Origin of the sequence: Candidatus Mycalebacterium zealandia (assembly GCA_014075295.1) — a bacterium.
Classification (GTDB): Bacteria; Desulfobacterota_D; UBA1144; order Nemesobacterales; family Mycalebacteriaceae; genus Mycalebacterium; species Mycalebacterium zealandia.
The window spans coordinates 861,951-881,737 of the sequence record CP046180.1 but is presented as its reverse complement, the minus strand read 5'-3'; the positions used below and the strand labels follow the sequence as shown (position 1 = coordinate 881,737).

Sequence of the window (19,787 nt, the reverse complement as noted above, 5' to 3'; positions counted from 1 at the left end):
CCGTCAAAACTTGACGCCTCTGATTCCAACCGTTTCGTTAAAAATCTTTTCTTCTCCGTTCGAAGAATCCTCATCAACCGCAAAATACCCCTTTCTTTCAAATTGAAAAACATCTCCCATTTTCGCGTTTTCCAATGACGGCTCAACCAAAACGCCGTTCAGAACCCGAAGCGAATTCGGATTGACCGGATCGTCCACGCCGGGGGTCTTTTCGGTAAAAAGTTTGTCGTAAAGCCGTACTTGGGCTTTTTTGCAGTGTTTCGCGCTGACCCAGTGTATTGTCGCCTTGACTTTTCTGCCGTCCGGTGCCTGCCCTCCCTTTGTTTCAGGGTCGTATTCACAATGCAACTCCGTGACTTTGCCATTTGAGTCTTTTACGACTTCAACACAGGTGACAAAATACGCGTATCTCAACCGGACCTCTGCGCCCGGAGCGAGACGGTGAAACTTTTTGGACGGGTTTTCCATAAAATCTTCGTGCTCAATGTACAATTCGCGCGAAAATGGCACCTGCCTTTCTCCGGTGCCCGGGTCTTCGGGATTGTTCACGGCGGGTAGGGATTCTTCCTCGTCCTGTGGAAAATTCGTTATCACAAGTTTGAGAGGTTCAAGAACCGCCATGCGTCTCGGCGCGATTTTATTCAAAGTTTCTCTGACAGTGTGTTCAAGTAAATCCGCTTCAATGACGCTTTTCTGTTTCGTAACTCCAATTTTGTCGCAAAAACTCCTTATGGCTTCGGGCGGGTATCCGCGCCGTCTCATTCCCGATATTGTCGGCATTCGCGGGTCGTCCCATCCGTTCACAATGTTTTTCTCAACAATCTCAGACAGTTTTCTTTTGCTCATAACCGTATGGCTCAGCTCAAGTCGCGCGAACTCAATTTGGCACGGATTACCACCCGTCTGAGTGGCAAAACGTTCAACAAACCAGTTGTAAAGCGGGCGGTGGTCTTCAAACTCCAACGTGCAAAGAGAGTGTGTTATTCCCTCAATCGCATCTGAAAGCGGATGCGCGAAATCGTAAGTCGGATATATGCTCCATTTTTCTCCGGTTTTGTGGTGAGGGGTTTTAATTACGCGGTAAATTACGGGGTCGCGCATATTGATGTTGCCCGAAGTCATGTCAATTTTCGCCCTCAGAACTTTTTCGCCCTCGGAGAATTTTCTCTCTTTCATTTCCTTGAAAAGTGTCAGGTTTTCGTTCGCCGTTCTATTCCTGAAAGGGCTGTTTCTGCCCGGTTCGGTCAATGTGCCACGATATTGGCGTATTTCTTCCGCACTCAGGTCGTCAACATAGGCGGAGTCATTTTCTATGAGATTAACGGCGAATTCATACAGTTTTTCGAAGTAGTCCGAAGCAAAAAAGAGGCGGTCTTCCCAGTCAAAACCGAGCCATTGTATGTCGTTCTTAATCGCTTCAATAAACTCTTCACTCTCTTTTTGAGGGTTAGTGTCATCAAATCTCAGGTTGCAGGTTCCCTTTCCCTCCGCAACTGAAAAGTTGAGGCATATTGATTTTGCGTGTCCGATATGCAGAAACCCGTTGGGTTCGGGAGGAAAGCGTGTCACAATTTTTTTTCCGCCGTGAGAGTCGTGCGCAATGATTTCCCTTATGAAGTCTTTTTTGCCGGAGTCCGTCATTGAATTTTGGATTATAACACTCCGCCTTTACAGTTCACACCTCAAATTTCAACTATGTTATAATTCCAAAAGTGGTAGTTGCCCCCTCAATATTAGCGGCGGATTTCACAAAACTCGGCGAACAGGTTCTTACGGTTGCCGAAGCTGGAGCCGACTGGATTCATGTTGATGTTATGGACGGCTGTTTTGTTCCAAACATAAGCATTGGCGTTCCCGTTGTGCGGTCTCTTTCAACAATTTCGTGTCCGCCGATGGACGTTCATTTAATGATTAACAATCCTGAAAAAATTGTTGAGTCCTTTGCGAGCGCGGGAGGAAACAGAATCAACAACATAACGGTCCAGATTGAAGCCACCAAAGACATCGCTTCGGCGCTTGAAGAAATACGCGCTCTTGGAGTCAAAGCCGGAGTTGCCATCAATCCGTCCACCCCTGTTTCCGTTCTTGAATCGGTCTTGCGGCATGCCGACATTGTGCTCGTGATGTCTGTTGAGCCGGGTTTTTCGGGACAGAGCTTTCTTGAACCCTCACTGAAAAAAATAGAGGACTTGCGCGAAATGCTTGGAGTTCCGGGCGAGGGTGTCCCGATTTTGGAAGTTGACGGAGGCATAGAGATTGAGAAAGCCAGAGCGGTTTTCAAAGCCGGCGCGGATGCCGTTGTGAGCGGTTCGGGCATTTTCGGGCGTCCGGATATTGCCGAAGCGGTCAGGGAGATGAAAGCGATAGATGTCTGACGCCGCGTACATCAGGGAAATCACTGATTATTTCTGCTCGCTGACCGGCAAAGCGGGCATAATTTCATCGGAGGATAAGTACACCATTTTGGAGTTGCGAAGCAATGGGGTTTCCAAAGAAGATGTATTTCTAGGGATAAAAGAAGCGCTCAAAACCACCGTGCGCGAGCCAAAAAAACTTACAATTACACAATGCGCGCGCTTCATTCGTTCACATGGCGGGGCGGAGAAACCGCGCCGGTCCGCGCCGACTGAAACCCACTCCGCTATAGTGCAAATCTCCCGGAAACTCGCTGCCGCTATTGAGCAAACGGACAATGAGAACGTCAAAACATGCCTCCAAAACGCGCAGAAAAAACTTTCAAATCCCGCATCCCGCCGTGAAGGGGTTGTGGAGTTTCTTGAAGCCCTGCGCGAGCAAGTCTGTGCTGAACTTATAATGGGTTTTGATTCCGCGCTGGCGGAAAGAATAAAACACCGCGCCGGTGAAACCATTGCTTCATCGGGCAGAAATTTCATCAATGAAAACGAAAAAAATAAAGCCCTTGCGGCTTTCATAAACGATTTGGTAATCAAAGAGACGGGGATGCAAAAACTGTTTTCTTTAGAGGATATGTGAAGTGGCCGATTGCGAAAAATGCAGAGGGTTGGGGTGCAGAGTGACTCGCGGCGAACGGTTCGCCCACGCCGAAGTGTGCGACTGCAAAAAGGATTGTGAAGAATGTGGTGGCAGCGGACTGGTTGTTGAAAACAAGGAAGGTTACAGATACGCCTCTCCGTGTCCGTACTGCGGCGCGGTGCTGAAAAATATGAAAAAATACAACAACGCGAAAATTCCCGCCGCGATGTATTCAGCCAGTTTAAAATCAGGCGGCGGAAGCCGCTCAATTGTGAAAGCGATTACTTATATGAAAGACTTCGTCAAGAAATATCCGCAGGAAAAAGGTTTTGTTCTTTACGGCTCCGCCGGACGCGGGAAAAGCAGTTTTGCCGCCGCAGTTCTTAAAGGTTTGACCCTGAAAAACGGAAAAGACGGGCTGTTTTGCGATTTTAACGACCTGATACTTCAACTGAAAGGCAGAGAAGAAGGGGTTTCTGAGATTGCCTTGCTTGCTCCGTATTTTGAAACAGAGGTTCTTGTTATTGACGGCATCGGCATGGACTCACGCCCTTTAACGGAATGGGAAAAAACCGTTCTTGAAAACATAATTTCCTCAAGATACAGAGAGAATAAAAAGATAATTTTGACCACTAAACACGGCAAAAGCGATCTTGAAGAGGAAATAGGGAGTCAGGCCTTTTCTAAAATCAACACGATGTGTGAATTTGCCGGACTTGATTGAGCCCAGTCTCACAAAACCAAGTTTCTTACCTCGCCTGCGAAAAAAAGCGAGCCCGTAACACACAGGGGAAGGGAGGTTTCTTCGGCTTTTTTGAGAGCCTCCTCAGGATTGTCCGCCGTCTCAACTTCAATTCCTTCCGGTGCGAATTTCAAAAGTTTTGCCGCGTCCGCGCTTCTGCCGCTTTTTGAGCGGGTTAAAATCAGGCGTGAACAGACAGGTTTTATCATCCTTAAAAATTCCGCGTGATTTTTATCATCTGACATTGCCACGATAAAAACAAACCGCTCATACGGATGATTTTCTGCGATGGTTTCAGCGAGCCGTCGCGCCGATTCGGTGTTGTGAGCTCCGTCTATAATCAAGGGTGGATTTTTTCTGACGTACTCCATTCTCGCCCCAACCCTGACTTTTTCAATCGCCTCCTTTGCCTTTTCAGGTGGAATATCAAACCCCCGCGTTGCGATTGTTTCCGCGCAGGCAAGGGCTATCGCGGCATTAGAGACTTGGAAACGCCCTCTCATCGCGGGAATTATATTTTCAATTTCCCAAACCTTTCCCGAATACGAAAAACCACCGTTGTTTTCTGTGCATTTAAAATCTTCTCTATTTTTCAAAATCGGAGATTTTTTTTCGGCGCATATTTTTTCTATCACGGCAAGAGTCGCGTCGCGGGCTCCCGTAATAAGGGGGATGCCATGTTTTGCTATTCCCGCTTTCTCGGCGGCTATTTTTTCCTTGGTGTTTCCAAGGTGTTGTGTGTGATCAATAGAGATGTTTGTAATCGCGCAAACAAGCGGGCGCGCGGTATTCACCGCATCCCATCTTCCGCCCATGCCGGTTTCCAGCACCGCGAAATCAACCTCTTGTTCCTTGAAGAATATAAACGCGGCGGCGGTAAGGAGTTCAAAATAGCTTGGGCGGATATTCTTGTTTTTACAAATGCCGTGAACCCTTTCAATCAGTTCGTTCAAATTTCTATCCTCTATGTCGTTTCCGTTTATTTTTATTCTCTCTCCGACCCGCACGAGGTGGGGAGACGTGTAAAGTCCGGTTGAAAAACCTGCCCGGAAAAGAATTTCCGCAAGCATTGCGGAGGTGGAAGTTTTGCCGTTTGTTCCCGCGATGACGGCGGTTTTTATTTCAAGGTGCGGGTCTCCGAGGGCGTGGAGTATTTCCGTAATCCTTTCAAGTCCCGGCTTTATAGAATGCTGATTAAGTGAACGAAGATATTCCAGTCCGTTCATTTTCAAGACTCAAGGATAACGACCGCGACGCTGTGGGATTTTTCATGCGATATGGAAAGGTGTATGTGTTTCGCGCCAATTTTGCGCGCGAAATCATCCGCTTTGCCGGAAAGTTGTACAAACGGTTTGCCGCGCCGGTCTCTGATAATTTCAATGTCGGAGAACGCTATGCCGTATCTGAAGCCCGTTCCCAGCGATTTGACAAGCGCCTCTTTCGCCGCGAACGAAGCGCCAATTGTCCGCTCATCACCGTTAAATTGATTGAACCGTTTTCTCTCCGTTTTAGAAAAAAGCCGCATTAGAAACTTGCCTTTGTGCCGCGAAATTACCCGCGCGATTCTGGCATTTTCAACAATATCTGTCCCAATTCCGATTATCATTATCTTTAAACGGCGTTAATTTTTTTAATCATATCTCTCACGGCTTTTTCAATTCCGTCAAAAACTGCTCGTGCGATTATTCCGTATCCTATGTTCAATTCCTCAACACCCTCAATTTTCGCAATAGAATTCACATTTTCATAATCAAGTCCGTGCCCTGCGGAAACCCTTAAATCACAATCCCGTGCCAGAAAAACGGCTTTTTCTATCGCTCGCAGTTCGTTTTCTTTTTGAATTCCGTTCGCGCACGCCCACTTGCCCGTGTGAATTTCCACCATGTCCGCGCCTATGTCCGCCGCCGTTTTTATCTGATCAAAATCCGGCTCAACGAACAAACTCACCATTATTTTTTTTTCGGATAGTTCGGAGATGACTTCCTTAACCCGCGACTGGTTTCCCGAAACGTCAAGCCCTCCTTCGGTTGTCAATTCCTCACGTTTTTCCGGGACAATTGTTGCCATGTCAGGAAGCACGGAGAGGGTGATTTTTACCATTTCATCGGTTGCCGCCATTTCCATGTTCAGTTTTGTTTTTATCGCTTTTCTGAGTTCGTAGATGTCATTGTCCTGAATATGCCTCCTGTCTTCGCGTAAATGCGCGACAATTCCGGCGCCGCCTGCTTTTTCAGCCGCGAGCGCGGCTTTGACGGGGCTTGGCCCGCTTTCTCCTCTCGCCTGTCTCAATGTGGCGACATGGTCTATGTTGACGTTCAGATTCATCCGATTCTCCGCTCAATAATTCCGGCAAGTTCACTCGCGGCTTGCTCAATCGCATCAGAATTTTCCCCTTCAATGAGAATTCTGGCAAGTGGCTCCGTCCCCGAATAGCGGATAAGAATTCTGCCGGTTTTACCGAGTTGTTTTTCAAGTTTTGCCACGGTTTCAGGCAGTCCGGGTATTGTGTCAAAGGGCTCTCCGCGCGAAATTTTCACATTTTTCAAAGTTTGCGGAAAAAGTTCAAATTCAGGAAGAAGCCGCGAAAGCGGTTTGTTATTTTTCTTTACGATGTCCGCCATGAGCAGGGCGGCAAGCAGTCCGTCTCCGTTTGTGCTGTGGTCTGAAAAAATGAGATGTCCTGATTGTTCGCCGCCGAAATTCACTCCGGAATTTCGCATCATATCCGCCACATTTCTGTCCCCGACATTGGCTCTGAAAAGTTTGATTCCAATTTCTTCAAGGAAAATTTCAAGCCCCTTGTTACTCATAACAGTCGCAACAATTTGCGGCTTTTTAAGCGTTCCATTTTTCAACATTTCCCGTGCGAAAAGGGCGAGAATGATGTCGCCGTCCACTTCGTTACCGTTTTCATCGCAGAAAGAGACTCTGTCTCCGTCTCCATCAAGAGATGCTCCGAAAAGCGCGCTGCTTTGCCTGATTTCATTGCCGAGCGACGCGGTTTCAAGGCTTCCGCAGCCCTTGTTTATGTTTTCGCCGTTAGGTTCTATGCCGATTACGGATAGTTTCGCGCCGGTTTTTTCAAAAACCTCAGGAGCTATTTCGAACATCGCACCGTTTGCGCAATCAAGCGCGATTTGAATTTGAGAAAAATCGCGCGCGTCTTTCACGGAGTTTTCAAGGAATCTTGAATATGTTTCATGCCATTTTGATTTTTCGTTTGAATTCAAAGAGTTTTCCGATTCGGGTGGCGGCTCGTTCAACTTTTCAAAACATTCTTCAATCTCTCTTTCAATCTCGTCCGGGATTTTGCAGCCCTCGGCGTTGAAGATTTTGAAGCCGTTGTATTCCGGCGGATTATGTGAGGCGGAAATCATAATTCCCGCATCCGCGCGATTTTGAAAAAGCAGGGAAACAACTGCCGGAGTCGGGCAGACCCCGGCACAAACGGTTTTGGCTCCGCCACTAATAAGCCCTTTGCAAAGATTTTCCTGAAGTTTGTCGCCGTTTTTTCTTGTGTCACGCCCGATAACGACTTGTGGTGAATCCACCCGTTTTGCAAGAGTTTGCGCTACTACAAAACCGATTTGACGGGAGCCGGTTTTGTCTATCGGGAAATCGCCGGAATGTCCTCTTATTCCGTCAGTGCCAAACAGTTTTAGCGGCACTCTATTTTTTCGACTCCAAAGTGAGTTTGACGGTTTTCGGCACTATTTCCACCACACTTATTTTGTCCTTATGCGGATAATCGTAAATCACTTCCACTCTCATTGATGAGCCAGTGGAAAGTTTTTTTATGAACTTCTCATTGATGGAGATTTTTATATCCTCTCCGTAAAGTTTGTTTATCAGAGAATAGGGCCCTTGAAACTTTATGTTCACAGCCTCCGGTTCTATTGAGATTTTTTTATCTTCGGGAATTTTGCCCGTTTTTACTTTCAATCCTTTAAATGTTTTTTCGATGGAAGTCTCAACGATTTTGACGCTTATTTTTACAGTTTGAATCTCCGAGAACTCAATGCGGGAGTCAGGGGATATAAGCTCCGCATCCACCGAGAAAGCCGATGTTTCCTTTTCAATGGAGACCGGAACCGTTTTTACCTCTGTTATATTGCGGATGACTTTGCCGGGACCTTTGATTCTGACCGTTGAGGGTATGATTTTCGCCTCGCCTTTAATTTGATAGCCAAGCGACGGGTCGCCCATTTCTGTTTTTACCGCCACGAATTTTTCAACGGTTGTGTCTATGTCAAGATTGATTTCGCGCGGACTTATGCTGACAATTTGCACATTTCGCGGAAGGTTTACCGATTCGAGGTTGATACGGTGTGTGTAAATTCCTCTGGTTTTGCCACTCAAATCCACATCTATTGAAGTGTTGGTTTTCAAAACCGATGAGACCTGGCTGCGCGTTCCCTTGATTCTGATTTTTATATTGCTCGGCAGGTACGGTTTGTTGCTGAGAATAAAACTTGAAGAAAGGTTGAGGTAATTAATGGGTATCTCAACATTTTTTTCCAAATCTGATTCATAATTTGCAGTGAACCACATGGTGCCCGCGAGAAAAAATGCAACCACGAGCCGTCCAAAACTGATGGTTGTAAATCTTTTCAGCAGATTTCTGAGTTTGCCGCCTATCCATGCACCGAGAGCAGTCGGCATCATTTTATTCTTGAAGCTAGCTGCTTTATCTGTTTGCTGCGTAGCGTGTGCGGAATTTTTTTTATTTTGCGGAGATGTCATGGTTTTTCTCTTCAGTTTTGTCTGTTCCTTTAAGCAGAATTCCAAGCCTGTTTCTGAGTGTGTTTATTTTTATTGCAGGGTTGATTTTGCCCTGAGCGACAAGTGAAATTTCCCCTCTTTCCTCAGACACAACAACAACTGTTGCGTCTGTTTCATTTGACAGTCCGAACGCGGCGCGGTGGCGTGTTCCCAGATGATTGGGAATATCAGGGTTTGTATCTATCGGGAAAAAGCAACCCGCTGAAGTTATTTTGTTTGTCTGAATCAGCACCCCTCCGTCGTGCAGGGGTGAACCGGGGTTGAATATGCTTATCAGGATTTCCGCAGACACCTCCGTATTGACCACAATCCCGCTCTCCGCATAATCCAGAAGACTGTTGCTTCTCTCAATTGCTATTATCGCGCCTATCTTGCGGTTTGCCAGATAGTTTACCGCCTTGACAACCTCGTCAACTGTTTTCTCTTTGTAGTCGGAATGTTTGAAAAATTTCTGAAAAGGAGAGCCGCGCCCGATGCTCGTGAGCGCTTTTCTTATGTCACCCTGGAACAGAATGACAATAATTATGATTATCGAGCTCAGGAACTCTCCAAGGAACCAGTTGATCGTGAACAGCCCGATTTTCCCCGACAAAAGATAGAAGACGAAAAGAAAAAACAAACCGGCTATCATCTGTATGGCGCGTTTGCCTTCAAGCAGGGAAATCAGTTTGTAAATGACAAAGGTTACAAAAAGAAGGTCAAAGGCATCCTTGAGACCAAAGCCGCCTGAAAAGTCCAGCGAGAAAATTTCAATAATTTCGCTCATGTCGCACCGCTCTTTATCGCGTCCGACATTTTAGCAACACGGGCCATTTCTTTTACATCGTGAACGCGTACAATTGAAGCTCCTTTCATCACCGCTATTGCCACGGTTGCGGCGGTTCCCTCAAGTCTTTCCTCGGGCGGAAGTCCGCCGAGCGTTACGCCTATGAATGATTTGCGTGAAGTTCCAACCATTACGGGCGCGGCAACTTCCGAAAACTCTTCAAGCCGGTTCAGGATTTCAAGGTTTTGCTCTCCGGTTTTTCCGAAACCGATTCCCGGATCAACGATTATGGATTCGGCACTCACTCCCGCCTCGGTTGCCTTGTCAATCGATTTGTTGAGCGCTTCCTTGACCTCCGTTACAACGCATTCATAGTCCGCGCATTTCTGCATTTTGCACGGGCGTGCGGGTGTGTGCGAAAGGACAATCGCCGCCCCCGCTTCGGCAACCTTGTTTGCAATGGAGTCTTCAAAGGTCAATCCGCTTATGTCATTTATCATCGCCGCGCCGTTTTCAAGAGCACGTCCGGCGACTGAGGTCTTGGTGGTATCCACGGAGAAAATAATGTCGGGAAACTCTTTCGCACACTTTTCAAGAACGGGCATCAGACGGTTTGTTTCCTCCTCTTCGGAAACCGGAACCGAACCCGGACGCGTGGATTCCGCCCCCACGTCCACGATGTCTGCTCCTTCGGAGAGCATTTGCTCAATTCTGAAAAGAGACTCGTCAACGGTTCCGCAACATCTGCTTTTTTTGTAAAAAGAATCGGGAGTCAGGTTCAAAGCGCCCATTACGAGCGTTTTTGTTATGTCAAAGGTTTTGTCTTTTATTCTCAGAGGGCGCATTTGCTGCGTGTTTTTTTTTGCGCCGTTTTTCATTATGTGGGGCTGGGTGTCATTTTGGGATTTGTTTCCGTGTGCGTTTCATTTTTGAAATGTTTAGCAAAAAGATCCGACGCACCCATTATTTCGTCAATTTCAGACCCGCTTATACTTTCCTTTTTGAGAAGCCGTTTGGCGACTGATTTTAGAATGCCAATGTTGTTAAGCAGGGTTTGTTTGCTTTTTTCGTAGTTAGTTTCCACAATCGCCTTGATTTCCCTGTCTATTTCTTCGGCGGTGTTTTGGCTGTGGTCAACGGTCCTCGCAAACTCTTTGCCGAGGAAAATCTGCTCGTCCGTTTTGGAGAGTGATATGGGGCCTATTTTTTCGCTCATGCCCCAATTACAGACCATCTTTCTGGCTATCTCCGTCACTCTTTCTAAATCATTACTGGCTCCGCTTGTGCGCTCGTCGAAAATAATTTCCTCCGCCGCGCGCCCGCCGAGCAGAACCATAATCAATGTGTTCAAATAAGAGCGTGACTGCGTGTATTTATCCTCTTCGGGAATCTGCTGAGTAAGCCCCAGAGCCATTCCACGAGGAATAATCGTTACCTTGTGCACGGGGTCCGCGCCCGGGGTAAGTTTTGCGACAACGGCGTGCCCAGCTTCGTGGTAGGCGGTTACCTCACGCTCTTTTTTACTGACAACCAGACTTTTTCTCTCTGATCCCATCATCACCTTGTCTTTGGCGAATTCAAAGTTTTCCATTGAGATTACTTTGTTCCCAGTTCGCGCCGCGCGAAGAGCGGCTTCGTTAACGAGATTTTCCAAATCCGCGCCTGAAAAACCCGGTGTTGAGCGTGCGATGACGGCCAAATCAACATTTTGATGAAGTGGGGTTTCCTCCGAATGAACCTTCAAAATGGCTTCGCGCCCTTTGAGGTCAGGTTTTGGGACAACTATCTGTCTGTCAAACCGTCCGGGGCGCAGAAGGGCGGGGTCAAGAACATCGGGGCGGTTAGTCGCCGCGATAACTATTGTTCCCTCATTGTTTTCAAAACCGTCCATTTCCACAAGAAGTTGATTGAGTGTCTGCTCCCTTTCGTCGTGCCCTCCCCCGAGCCCGGCTCCTCTGTGCCTGCCGACTGCGTCAAGTTCGTCAACGAAAATTATGCAGGGTGAATTCTTCTTCGCCTGACTGAAAAGGTCTCTGACCCTTGATGCTCCCACGCCGACAAACATCTCCACAAAGTCGCTTCCGCTTATAAGAAAGAAAGGCACGTCCGCTTCTCCGGCAATGGCGCGGGCGAGAAGCGTTTTTCCGGTTCCCGGGGGACCGACAAGCAAAACCCCTTTGGGGATTCTGCCTCCGATGGAAGTGAATTTCATCGGACTTTTTAAAAACTCCACGATTTCGCCAACTTCTTCCTTTGCTTCGTCAACTCCCGCCACATCTTTGAAAGTGATTTTGTTGTTGTCTTTATCCAGCATTTTCGCTTTGTTTTTTCCGAAAGACATTGCTCGTGAACCGCCCGTTTGAGCCTGACGCAGGAACAAAATCATAAGCAGAATCAGGAACAGAAACGGTCCCCAACTGATGAGGAGTTTTCCGAAAGTTCTGCCGGAATCTTTTTCGTAACTGAAAGTTGCGCCACTGTTGATTAACTGTTGAAGCAAGTGGTCTTCGCTCACGGGTCCGAATGTTGTGAACTGAACCTGAGAGTGCGGCTCATTGCTTTTGCGTGCGGCGGCAACGTCGGTGGGTGCGGTTTTGGGCGGGAAGAACCCTTTGGTGAATGAGCCCTCAACAAGGCTGTTTTCAAGAGTGATTTTGACTTCACCTACTTTTCCGTCTTCAAGGTGTGAGAGGAACTGGCTGTATGATATTTCCAACGGTTTGCTGGTTGCCGGCCCCCTAAACTGATAATATGCCACCAGTCCGACAAAAATCAGCAACCAGAGAAATATGTTCTTGAATATACCGCTTTTCATTTAGTTTTCACTCAAGTGAAAATATCACACGCGGCGGTGTGTTTCAATCCATACTATTTTACCGAGAGATAGCGGTCTCCGGAGTCGCAGACAATCGTAACCGCGCGTTTTCCCGCGCCAAGTTCCAGAGCCACTTTCATTGCCGCCGTGTAGTTTGCCCCTGATGACATTCCGGCAAACAGCCCGTTGTTTTGCGCGAGTTCGGCAACTCCGCTCCGCGCTTCATCTTCCGTAACGGCGATTACGCGGTCATAGGAGTTAGAGTCCAGAATGTCCGGCACAAAACCGACGCCGATACCGGGTATTGAGTGCTTTCCAGCTTTGCCACCGGACAAAACCGCCGATGAAGCGGGCTCAACGGCGACAACTTCCGTGTCCGAAAAGATTTTTTTTATCTCTGTTCCCACGCCCGTAATCGTTCCTCCGGTGCCGACTCCCATAATGAAGGCGTCTATTTCGGGCGCGCCTGTTTCTTCCATCTGTGTGATGATTTCCCGCGCGGTTTCCAGTCGGTGTGTTTCGGGGTTGAGCGGATTTGAGAACTGGTCCGTAAAAAAGTGCGTGTCCGGATTTTCTTCCGCGAACTCCCGCGCTCTTTTCACGGCTCCTTCCATTAACTCATCCGCCGGGGTTTCAACAATTTGCGCTCCGTAAACCCTGGCAAGGGATTTTCTTTCAGGTGAGACGCTTTCGGGTATAAAAAGAACCGTTTTGTATCTTTTTGACGCGCACAGAAGAGAAAGCGAAACGCCTGTGTTTCCGCTTGTTGCCTCAACAACGGTTGTTTTGCCCGCGCGGAGAATTCCGCGTTTTTCCGCGTCCGCTATTATCGCCGAACAGATTCTTTCCTTGGAATTGCCCGCACCAATGAGATTTTCGAGTTTCGCCCATATTTCCGCGTAGCCTTCGGGGGTTTTGAGTTTAAGCAGCGGGGTCATTAGTTTTTCCGTCTTGTGAACAAACTATTTCGGTAGTAAATTGTAATTTATGAAAGCAAAGATAATAGACCACAATTTTATTTCTCCAAATGTCATAGCGTCATATCTGCTTGACAGTTCAGACGGCGCAATTTTGATAGAGAGTGGTCCCTCAACCACTTTTGCCAGCGTTGAAAAGGGTCTCGCGGAGCACGGAGTTCGCCCTGAGGACATACGGCATGTTTTTGTTACTCACATCCATCTTGACCATAGCGGAGGGGCGTGGAGATACGCCCGCAACGGCGCAAAGGTGTACGTGCATCCGAAAGGCGCCGAGCATTTGACCGCACCTGAGCGTCTTGTTTCGTCTGCGGCACGGGTTTTTGGGGACAGAATGGAAACGCTCTGGGGCGATGTTCAACCCGTTGCGGATGACATGGTTACGGTTGTTGAAGACGGTGAGACAATTTCGGTCGGAGATTTGAAAATAAGGGCTTTTGACACGCCCGGGCACGCGGGACACCATCATTGCTATCTGGTGGACGGAACACTTTTCACCGGAGACGCGGCGGGAGTGAGGATAGATTCCGGCGCCGTAATTCCGCCCACGCCGCCGCCTGAAATCAACATAGAGTTGTGGCAGGGAACGGTGGAAAAAATCCGCGAAATCTCTCCGGACTCCCTTTGTCCAACCCACTTCGGCAGGCATACCGATGTTTCAGCCCATCTTGATAATATGTCCGAAACGCTTGATGAGTTTTCATCGTGGGTCGGCGCGAGGGTTGAAAAGGGGGAGGATGAGAGTGAAATCGTGCGTGATTTTCAAAAGAAGATTGAAGACCGCGTAACGTCTGTCCGGGACGAGCCGGTCTTGCTTGACGCGTATAGAAATACCGACACGGTCGGAATGAACACCGGCGGACTTGTGCGGTATTGGAAGAAGTTTCGAATGGCGGAGTGATTGATGTGTATAATAAATTCGCACTTCGGGGCGTGGCGCAGTTTGGTAGCGCACGGCGTTTGGGACGCCGGGGTCGGAGGTTCGAGTCCTCTCGCCCCGAAACGCTCAAGAGGAGTTTGTGTTTGATTGCGCCCGTAGCTCAGCCCGGATAGAGCAACGGACTTCTAATCCGTAGGTCAGAGGTTCAAATCCTCTCGGGCGCGAAAAATATGGTGGGTGTAGCTCAGTCTGGTTAGAGCGCCGAGTTGTGGCCTCGGAGGTCGCCGGTTCAAATCCGGTCATTCACCCCGTTTTTTACAGAGGGAACAATTTATGGGACTCAAATGTGGTGTTGTCGGGCTTCCGAATGTCGGTAAGTCAACACTTTTCAATTCTCTCACAAGCGCCGAAGCCGAAGCGGCGAATTTTCCTTTTTGCACAATAGAACCGAATGTGGGCGTGGCGGTTGTTTCCGATGAGCGTCTGGAAAAAATAGAGTCGCTTGTGAAACCGGAGAAAACGGTTCCCACTTTTATTGAGTTTGTTGATATAGCGGGGCTGGTCAAGGGTGCGTCCGAGGGCAAGGGCAGAGGAAACGCTTTTCTTTCTCACATCCGTGAGGTGGATTTGATTGTTCACGTTGTGAGATGTTTTGAAGACGGCGATGTAACCCATGTTGATGGCGGCATGGATCCCGCGCGTGATATCGCGACAATTGAAAACGAACTTATTTTGAAAGATCTTGAAACACTTGAAAAAAGAGAGGAAAAACTCATTTCGCAGTCAAAGAGCGGCGACAAAGAGGTGAAAAAACATCTGGAAGCCGTTACGAAACTGCGCGAATTTGTTGAGGAAGGTAATTCAGTTCGAGCCAATCCCAATTTTGTGGAAATTGACAAAGAACTGCAGCTTTTTCTTCTTACCGCAAAGCCGCTTCTCTATGTCTGTAACGTTGATGACGCCACGGCGGATTCTGAGTTTTCCGAGTCGGTTGAGCGTTGTGCGGGCGAAACTTCCAGCCCTGTTGTGAATGTGTGCGCGAAAATTGAAGAGGAAATCTCAAAACTGGCGCCCGACGAAAGAGCGGAGTTTTTCAACGAAATGGGCATTGACAGAACGGGGCTTGAGAAACTTGTGCGCGCGGCTTATGATGGGCTCGGACTGATAACATATTTCACCGCAGGTCCGAAAGAGGCAAAGGCGTGGACAATAAAACGCGGCACAAAAGCGCCTCAGGCGGCCGGTGCCATACACACGGATTTTGAGAAAGGTTTTATCAGGGCTGAAACCATTAAATATGAGGATTTCATTGAAACGGGGTCCGAGGCGGCGGCGAAGGAAGCCGGAAAGATGAGGTCCGAGGGGAAAGACTACGAGGTTTGCGACGGCGATATTATGCTTTTCCGTTTCAACGTGTAGATGAGTTGCGATGTCAGTTTATAAAAAAATTGTGAGTCCGATTCTTGACCGCTTTGATTCCGAAACCCTTCACTCCGCGGTGGTTGAAAGTTTGCATCTCGCCGCGAAAACCTCTTTGACTCTTTCAATTGCGGAATTTGTCGCGGGCGGCGGCGAAAGGTTCGCGGATAAGCGTCTTGAGACCGAAATTGACGGCTTGCGGCTTGAAAATCCTTTAATTGTCGGTGCGGGGTGGGACAAAAAAGGCAGAGCCGTTGCCGGATTGCGCGCAATGGGATTTTCGTGCGCGGAAATCGGTTCGGTAACTCTGCGTCCGCAACCCGGCAAACCGAAACCTCGCCTTTTTTCGCTCGCTCCGGGCGTGTTTCTAAACCGTCTGGGTTTTAACAGCCCCGGCGCGGACGGAGTCGTTCAGAACTTGAGCAACGCGTCTCCGCTTCCGATGCCGATAGGGATAAGCATAGGTCTGAACAAAGACTCTTCGGAGGAGAACGCTCCCGCTGAACACTCGGAAGTCGCGCGAAAACTTCTTCCGTTCGCTTCTTATTTCGCTGTTAATGTCAGCTCGCCCAACACTCCGGGTTTGAGAAGTTTACAGCAAAAAGACACTCTGCGGGAAATACTGAAAAGCGTTGTCATCGCGAGAGGGGAAAAGAAAATTCCCGTCTACGCAAAAATATCCCCCGAAACTTCATTTGCTGAAATAGACGGTGTGATAGAGGCGGTTTTGTCTTCCGGCGCGGCGGGAATTATCGCGACAAACACGACAGATTCACCGCAAATCAAAGCCAAATACGGCGCGCGGTGGGCAAACGAAAGCGGTGGAATAAGCGGCGACGACGTTGATTACAGAAAACTGTCAACCGAGCGAATCGCGTATATCCGCTCGCAGACGAAAGGGAAAATCACCATAATCGGCTCAGGCGGAATAAAAGACACCAAAACCGCGCTTGAAAAAATCTCTGCCGGCGCGAACGCGCTTCAAGTTTTCACCGCGATAAGAGGCGAGGGCGCATGGGTCGCGGGAAACATCAACAGAGGGCTTGTCCGGTTTATGGAAAAAGAAGGGATTTCGTCGCTTTCTGAAATTGCACGCTAGCTTCTATATTCAGAATTCAACCGCACATAATCAAGTGACAGATCGGACGCGAGAACAAACGCTTTTGCTTTGCCTTCGGAAAAGCGGATTTTAATTGTAAATTCGCTTTTCTTCATCAGCTTTGCGGCTTTCTTTTCAGCGTTTTGCGTTTCTTTTCCTCGGCTGACCACTTTCAGTTTGTCAATCCAAATGTCCAGTTTTGCCGGATTGAACTTCACTCCGGAAGCCCCGGCCGCCGAAGCTATCCTGCCGAAATTCGGATCTTCTCCGAACAGCGCGCATTTTACAAGAAGAGAATTGCCAACCGCGCGCGCCGCTTTGTCGGCGTCCGCAACGTTTTTCGCGCCTTCAACTTCAATCCTCGCCACTTTTGTTGCGCCTTCGCCGTCTTGAACAATCATTTGGGCGATGTCAAAACAGACCTCCGATACGGCTTTGGAAAATCGCCGCCCGTCCGGGCTCGCGGAGGAAATGGTTTTGTTTTCCGCCGCTCCGCTTGAAAGCAGGAACACCGAATCGTTCGTTGACATTTCTCCGTCCACAATTATGCGGTTGAAAGAGGTTCCCGCCGCTTCACGCAAGGTTTTTGCGGCGAAAGATTTTGAAATCTTGACATCGGTCAAAACAAAACACAACATGGTAGCCATATTGGGATTTATCATTCCTGCGCCTTTTCCAATGGCGCGGACAGTTCCGGTTTTTCCGCCGATTTTTATTTTTCGCGACGCAATTTTTACAAATTTGTCGGTTGTTATTATCGCACCCGCCGCTTTTTTTGCTCCGCCCGGAGACAGAGTGGAAACAAGGCGCGGAAGCGCTTTTGTGATTTTCTCCGCCGGAAACTTTCCACCAATCAATCCCGTTGACGATGGGATTACGAGGGAAGGGGGGATTTTTAAATTTCGCGCAATGGCAAGCGTTGTTGCTTTGGCGGCTTTTTCCCCTTCGCTTCCTGTCATTGCGTTCGCGTGACCGCTGTTTAACAAAAGAGCCTGACAGACTCCTTTCTTAATTCTGTCCATTCCCAGAAGCACGGGGGCGGCTTTAAGCCTGTTTGTTGTGAAGATTGCCGCCGCTGTGGCGGGCTGTTCAGCGTAAATAATGGCGAGATCGTCTTTGCGGTTTTTAATTCCGCATGACACGGAACCGAACAAAAATCCGGGAATGGAATAATTTTTTGTGTTTTTCATTTTCCTGCTCATCCGGACAGCATATTCTCCAGAACTTTAGCGGATTTCAATACCGCGCCCGTTTGATACTGAAAGAAAGCGTTAAGGCAGTTAACGTCCCGAAGCGCCGCTCCGCGCCCCGCCTCCACCGTGCGGCTTATCTTCCGCGCGGGTTTTCCTTCCGATTTACGGGCGCAGGACCCACACAGAAAAACACCGGACGGGAAAATCAGATGCCCGTTCTCAAAGGTTTGCCCTCCGCACTCTCCGCAACGCGAAAGGTCAACCGAGTATCCCAGACTTTCAAGCACGGCGGTCTGAAATCCGAACATTGCACAAATTCCGTCTCCCGCATTCATGGCGGAGAGAGCTTTTACGGCTTCGTTGAAAACGGTTTCATTCGGAATCTGTTCTTCGGGAAAAGCGGCGTCTATGAAATCAATCAGGCAGTTCGCTTTGAGGAAAACACCCATGTTTTCCGCCACGCGCCTGAAACTGCTTGAAACGACCGAATTTTGGAGAATTTTTCCGCCTGAACGAGTCGCGCCTATTTCAATTTTCAGAACGGCGAATAATTCAAATCCGCCGCCGAAACGTTTTCTGCTTGAAGTGGCGCCTTTGGCAATCGCTTTTATTTTGCCGGACTCCCTTGTGAACAATGTTGCCAGAATATCGGACTCTCCAATTGGAGTTTTTTTAATGAGAAGCGCCTCGCAGGTTTGTATCTCGTGTCCTTTCAAAACAACAGTATTGTTCCCACAAACAGATAGAAAATGGAGCCGAGAATGTCATTGAACATCATAAGGAACGGGCCCGATGAGGCGGCGGGGTCTATGTTGAATTTTTTAAGCAGCATCGGAAGCACGACGCCGATTGAGGATGTTGCCAGAGTTGCGGAAATCATCGCTATGAACACCGCGTAGCCGACCATTATGTTGCTTGGATGTCCGGTGTTTATAAACTCTACCGTGAACGCCCCCATAATTCCGCAAAGCAGACCGAGTATCAGCCCCACCTTCATTTCCGCGAAAAGTATGGACACGACTTGCCCGCTGCTGATGGTTCCCATACCGAGAGATCTTATAACCACGGTGTTTGTTTGAACCCCGACGTTTCCGCCCGCCGCCATAATTGCGGGCATAAAAGCGGCGAGTATGGCGAACTGCTCAAGCGTAACCTGAAAGTTATGCAGAACCACAAACGCTATGAGAAGCTCTCCCAGAAGCGTAAAAACAATCCAAGGTGTTCTCACTTTGATTTTTTCAAAAGTGGGAGTGTGTATGGGGTGCAGGTGGTCTCCACCAACTCCCGCCGCTTTCAAAAGGTCTTCTTCGGATTCCTTTGCTATGACGTCCATTATGTCATCACCGGTGATTCTGCCGAGAAGTTCGCCATCTTCATCCACAACCGGCGCGGATATCAAGTCATATTTTCTGAACAGAAGCGCGACTTCCTCCTGGTCCGTCATAGGGGAAAGAGTCGTTTCGGGCGAGATAGACTCCATAACGCTCCACAGCGGAGTGGTTTCATCGGAGATTACAAGTTTTCCAAGTGAAACCGTGCCCACGAGTTTGTTGTTTTTATCAACGACATAGATTCTGTGATATTCCTCAATCTGGTTTGATTGAGACAATTTTCTTATTTTTTCAATGGTTTGTCCGGCAGGCGACTCAGGCAACCCTTTCAGGACTTCGGTTTGCATAATGCCACCCGCAGAGTCATCGGGATATTTGAGCAGCGGCTCAACTTCCATGCGCTCTTCGGGATCTATTTTGGCAAGCACATCTTCGGCTTTTTCTTCGGGAAGTTTGTGAATCAGGTCGGCGGCGTCATCGGAATCCATCTCTTCGGCAATGTCGGCTATCTGTTTTTCGTCAAGAATGGAAAGCAGTTCCTCGCGCAAACTTTCGTGCAGTTCGGGAAGCACTTCAGACGTGATATGATTACCCAGAGACAAAAGCACAAACACTTGCGCGTTACGGTCCATCTGGTCAATGATTTCAGCTATTTTTGAAGGGTGAACCCCGGCTAGTGTGCTTGAAATTTCGGCGTGGGAATCTTGTTCAATAAGTTGTTCAATCTGTTCGACGAGTTGTTGCCGGGTTCCTTCCATTTAGGGCTAATTGTATAGTTCAGTTATATTA

At 48.3% G+C, this 19,787-nt stretch carries 19 protein-coding genes and 3 tRNA genes; 9 read left to right on the top strand and 13 right to left on the bottom strand.

Features of this window, described 5'->3' with window-relative positions:
- Nucleotides 1-3: 3 nt before the first annotated feature.
- A complete protein-coding gene (locus GKS04_04385; protein ID QMU56382.1) occupies nucleotides 4-1,641 on the bottom strand; it encodes a glutamine--tRNA ligase/YqeY domain fusion protein in 1,638 nt (545 codons plus the stop codon).
- Between the two features lie 59 nt (nucleotides 1,642-1,700).
- On the opposite strand from GKS04_04385, the gene rpe reads away from it, so the two are divergent.
- Genes rpe through GKS04_04370 form a run of 3 tightly spaced genes read left to right on the top strand, consistent with a single transcriptional unit; the run spans nucleotide 1,701 to nucleotide 3,718 of the window.
- Complete coding sequence (gene rpe / locus GKS04_04380; protein QMU56381.1) at nucleotides 1,701-2,375, top strand: ribulose-phosphate 3-epimerase; 675 nt, start codon at nucleotides 1,701-1,703, stop codon at nucleotides 2,373-2,375.
- Nucleotides 2,368-2,994, top strand: a complete 627-nt coding sequence (locus GKS04_04375; GenBank protein QMU56380.1) for a hypothetical protein — start codon at nucleotides 2,368-2,370, stop codon at nucleotides 2,992-2,994. The genes rpe and GKS04_04375 overlap by 8 nt, the downstream gene beginning before the upstream one ends.
- Nucleotide 2,995: 1 nt before the next feature.
- Entirely contained in the window at nucleotides 2,996-3,718 is a 723-nt protein-coding gene (locus GKS04_04370) for a hypothetical protein (protein ID QMU56379.1), read from the top strand.
- Between the two features lie 8 nt (nucleotides 3,719-3,726).
- Here the strand turns inward: GKS04_04370 and GKS04_04365 are convergent, their stop codons facing one another.
- Genes GKS04_04365 through GKS04_04325 form a run of 9 tightly spaced genes read right to left on the bottom strand, consistent with a single transcriptional unit; the run spans nucleotide 3,727 to nucleotide 13,037 of the window.
- Entirely contained in the window at nucleotides 3,727-4,962 is a 1,236-nt protein-coding gene (locus GKS04_04365) for a hypothetical protein (protein ID QMU56378.1), read from the bottom strand.
- Nucleotides 4,963-4,964: 2 nt separating this feature from the next.
- A complete protein-coding gene (locus tag GKS04_04360) occupies nucleotides 4,965-5,342 on the bottom strand; it encodes a holo-ACP synthase (GenBank protein QMU56377.1) in 378 nt (125 codons plus the stop codon).
- A gap of 5 nt (nucleotides 5,343-5,347) precedes the next feature.
- Nucleotides 5,348-6,061 (bottom strand): pyridoxine 5'-phosphate synthase, encoded by a 714-nt coding sequence (locus GKS04_04355; protein QMU56376.1) that lies wholly within the window; start codon nucleotides 6,059-6,061, stop codon nucleotides 5,348-5,350.
- Nucleotides 6,058-7,404, bottom strand: coding sequence for a phosphoglucosamine mutase (gene glmM, locus GKS04_04350; GenBank protein ID QMU56375.1), 1,347 nt, complete (start codon nucleotides 7,402-7,404; stop codon nucleotides 6,058-6,060). Before glmM ends, GKS04_04355 begins: the two co-directional genes overlap by 4 nt.
- Nucleotide 7,405: 1 nt before the next feature.
- Nucleotides 7,406-8,479, bottom strand: a complete 1,074-nt coding sequence (locus tag GKS04_04345) for a hypothetical protein (GenBank protein ID QMU56374.1) — start codon at nucleotides 8,477-8,479, stop codon at nucleotides 7,406-7,408.
- Entirely contained in the window at nucleotides 8,460-9,284 is an 825-nt protein-coding gene (locus GKS04_04340) for a TIGR00159 family protein (protein QMU56373.1), read from the bottom strand. Before GKS04_04340 ends, GKS04_04345 begins: the two co-directional genes overlap by 20 nt.
- Nucleotides 9,281-10,129 carry a dihydropteroate synthase gene (folP, locus tag GKS04_04335; GenBank protein ID QMU56699.1) on the bottom strand — a complete coding sequence of 283 codons (849 nt, stop codon included), beginning with the start codon at nucleotides 10,127-10,129 and terminating at the stop codon, nucleotides 9,281-9,283. The genes GKS04_04340 and folP overlap by 4 nt, the downstream gene beginning before the upstream one ends.
- A gap of 32 nt (nucleotides 10,130-10,161) precedes the next feature.
- A complete protein-coding gene (hflB, locus tag GKS04_04330; protein QMU56372.1) occupies nucleotides 10,162-12,099 on the bottom strand; it encodes an ATP-dependent zinc metalloprotease FtsH in 1,938 nt (645 codons plus the stop codon).
- A 53-nt stretch (nucleotides 12,100-12,152) separates the two neighbouring features.
- Nucleotides 12,153-13,037, bottom strand: coding sequence for a pyridoxal-phosphate dependent enzyme (locus tag GKS04_04325; protein ID QMU56371.1), 885 nt, complete (start codon nucleotides 13,035-13,037; stop codon nucleotides 12,153-12,155).
- A 49-nt stretch (nucleotides 13,038-13,086) separates the two neighbouring features.
- Here GKS04_04325 and GKS04_04320 point away from each other — a divergent pair, with 49 nt between their 5' ends.
- The 6 genes from GKS04_04320 (at nucleotide 13,087) to GKS04_04295 (ending at nucleotide 16,474) form a co-directional block, all read left to right on the top strand.
- Nucleotides 13,087-13,977: an MBL fold metallo-hydrolase gene (locus GKS04_04320; protein QMU56370.1), complete on the top strand. Its 891-nt coding sequence runs from the start codon at nucleotides 13,087-13,089 to the stop codon at nucleotides 13,975-13,977.
- 26 nt (nucleotides 13,978-14,003) lie between these two features.
- Nucleotides 14,004-14,077, top strand: a tRNA-Pro gene (locus GKS04_04315).
- 28 nt (nucleotides 14,078-14,105) lie between these two features.
- A tRNA-Arg gene (locus GKS04_04310) sits at nucleotides 14,106-14,180 on the top strand.
- A gap of 9 nt (nucleotides 14,181-14,189) precedes the next feature.
- A tRNA-His gene (locus tag GKS04_04305) sits at nucleotides 14,190-14,264 on the top strand.
- A gap of 25 nt (nucleotides 14,265-14,289) precedes the next feature.
- On the top strand, nucleotides 14,290-15,375 hold the full coding sequence (gene ychF, locus GKS04_04300; protein ID QMU56369.1) for a redox-regulated ATPase YchF: 1,086 nt from the start codon (nucleotides 14,290-14,292) through the stop codon (nucleotides 15,373-15,375).
- Nucleotides 15,376-15,385: 10 nt separating this feature from the next.
- The gene (locus tag GKS04_04295) at nucleotides 15,386-16,474 is read left to right on the top strand and encodes a quinone-dependent dihydroorotate dehydrogenase (protein QMU56368.1); all 1,089 of its coding nucleotides are present in this window, start codon (nucleotides 15,386-15,388) and stop codon (nucleotides 16,472-16,474) included.
- Here the strand turns inward: GKS04_04295 and argJ are convergent.
- Genes argJ through mgtE form a run of 3 tightly spaced genes read right to left on the bottom strand, consistent with a single transcriptional unit; the run spans nucleotide 16,471 to nucleotide 19,756 of the window.
- Nucleotides 16,471-17,676 carry a bifunctional glutamate N-acetyltransferase/amino-acid acetyltransferase ArgJ gene (gene argJ / locus GKS04_04290; GenBank protein ID QMU56367.1) on the bottom strand — a complete coding sequence of 402 codons (1,206 nt, stop codon included), beginning with the start codon at nucleotides 17,674-17,676 and terminating at the stop codon, nucleotides 16,471-16,473. The two genes, GKS04_04295 and argJ, sit on opposite strands and share 4 nt — an antisense overlap.
- Entirely contained in the window at nucleotides 17,673-18,383 is a 711-nt protein-coding gene (gene recO / locus GKS04_04285) for a DNA repair protein RecO (protein ID QMU56366.1), read from the bottom strand. The genes argJ and recO overlap by 4 nt, the downstream gene beginning before the upstream one ends.
- Nucleotides 18,380-19,756, bottom strand: coding sequence for a magnesium transporter (gene mgtE / locus GKS04_04280; GenBank protein QMU56365.1), 1,377 nt, complete (start codon nucleotides 19,754-19,756; stop codon nucleotides 18,380-18,382). Before mgtE ends, recO begins: the two co-directional genes overlap by 4 nt.
- Nucleotides 19,757-19,787: the final 31 nt, after the last annotated feature.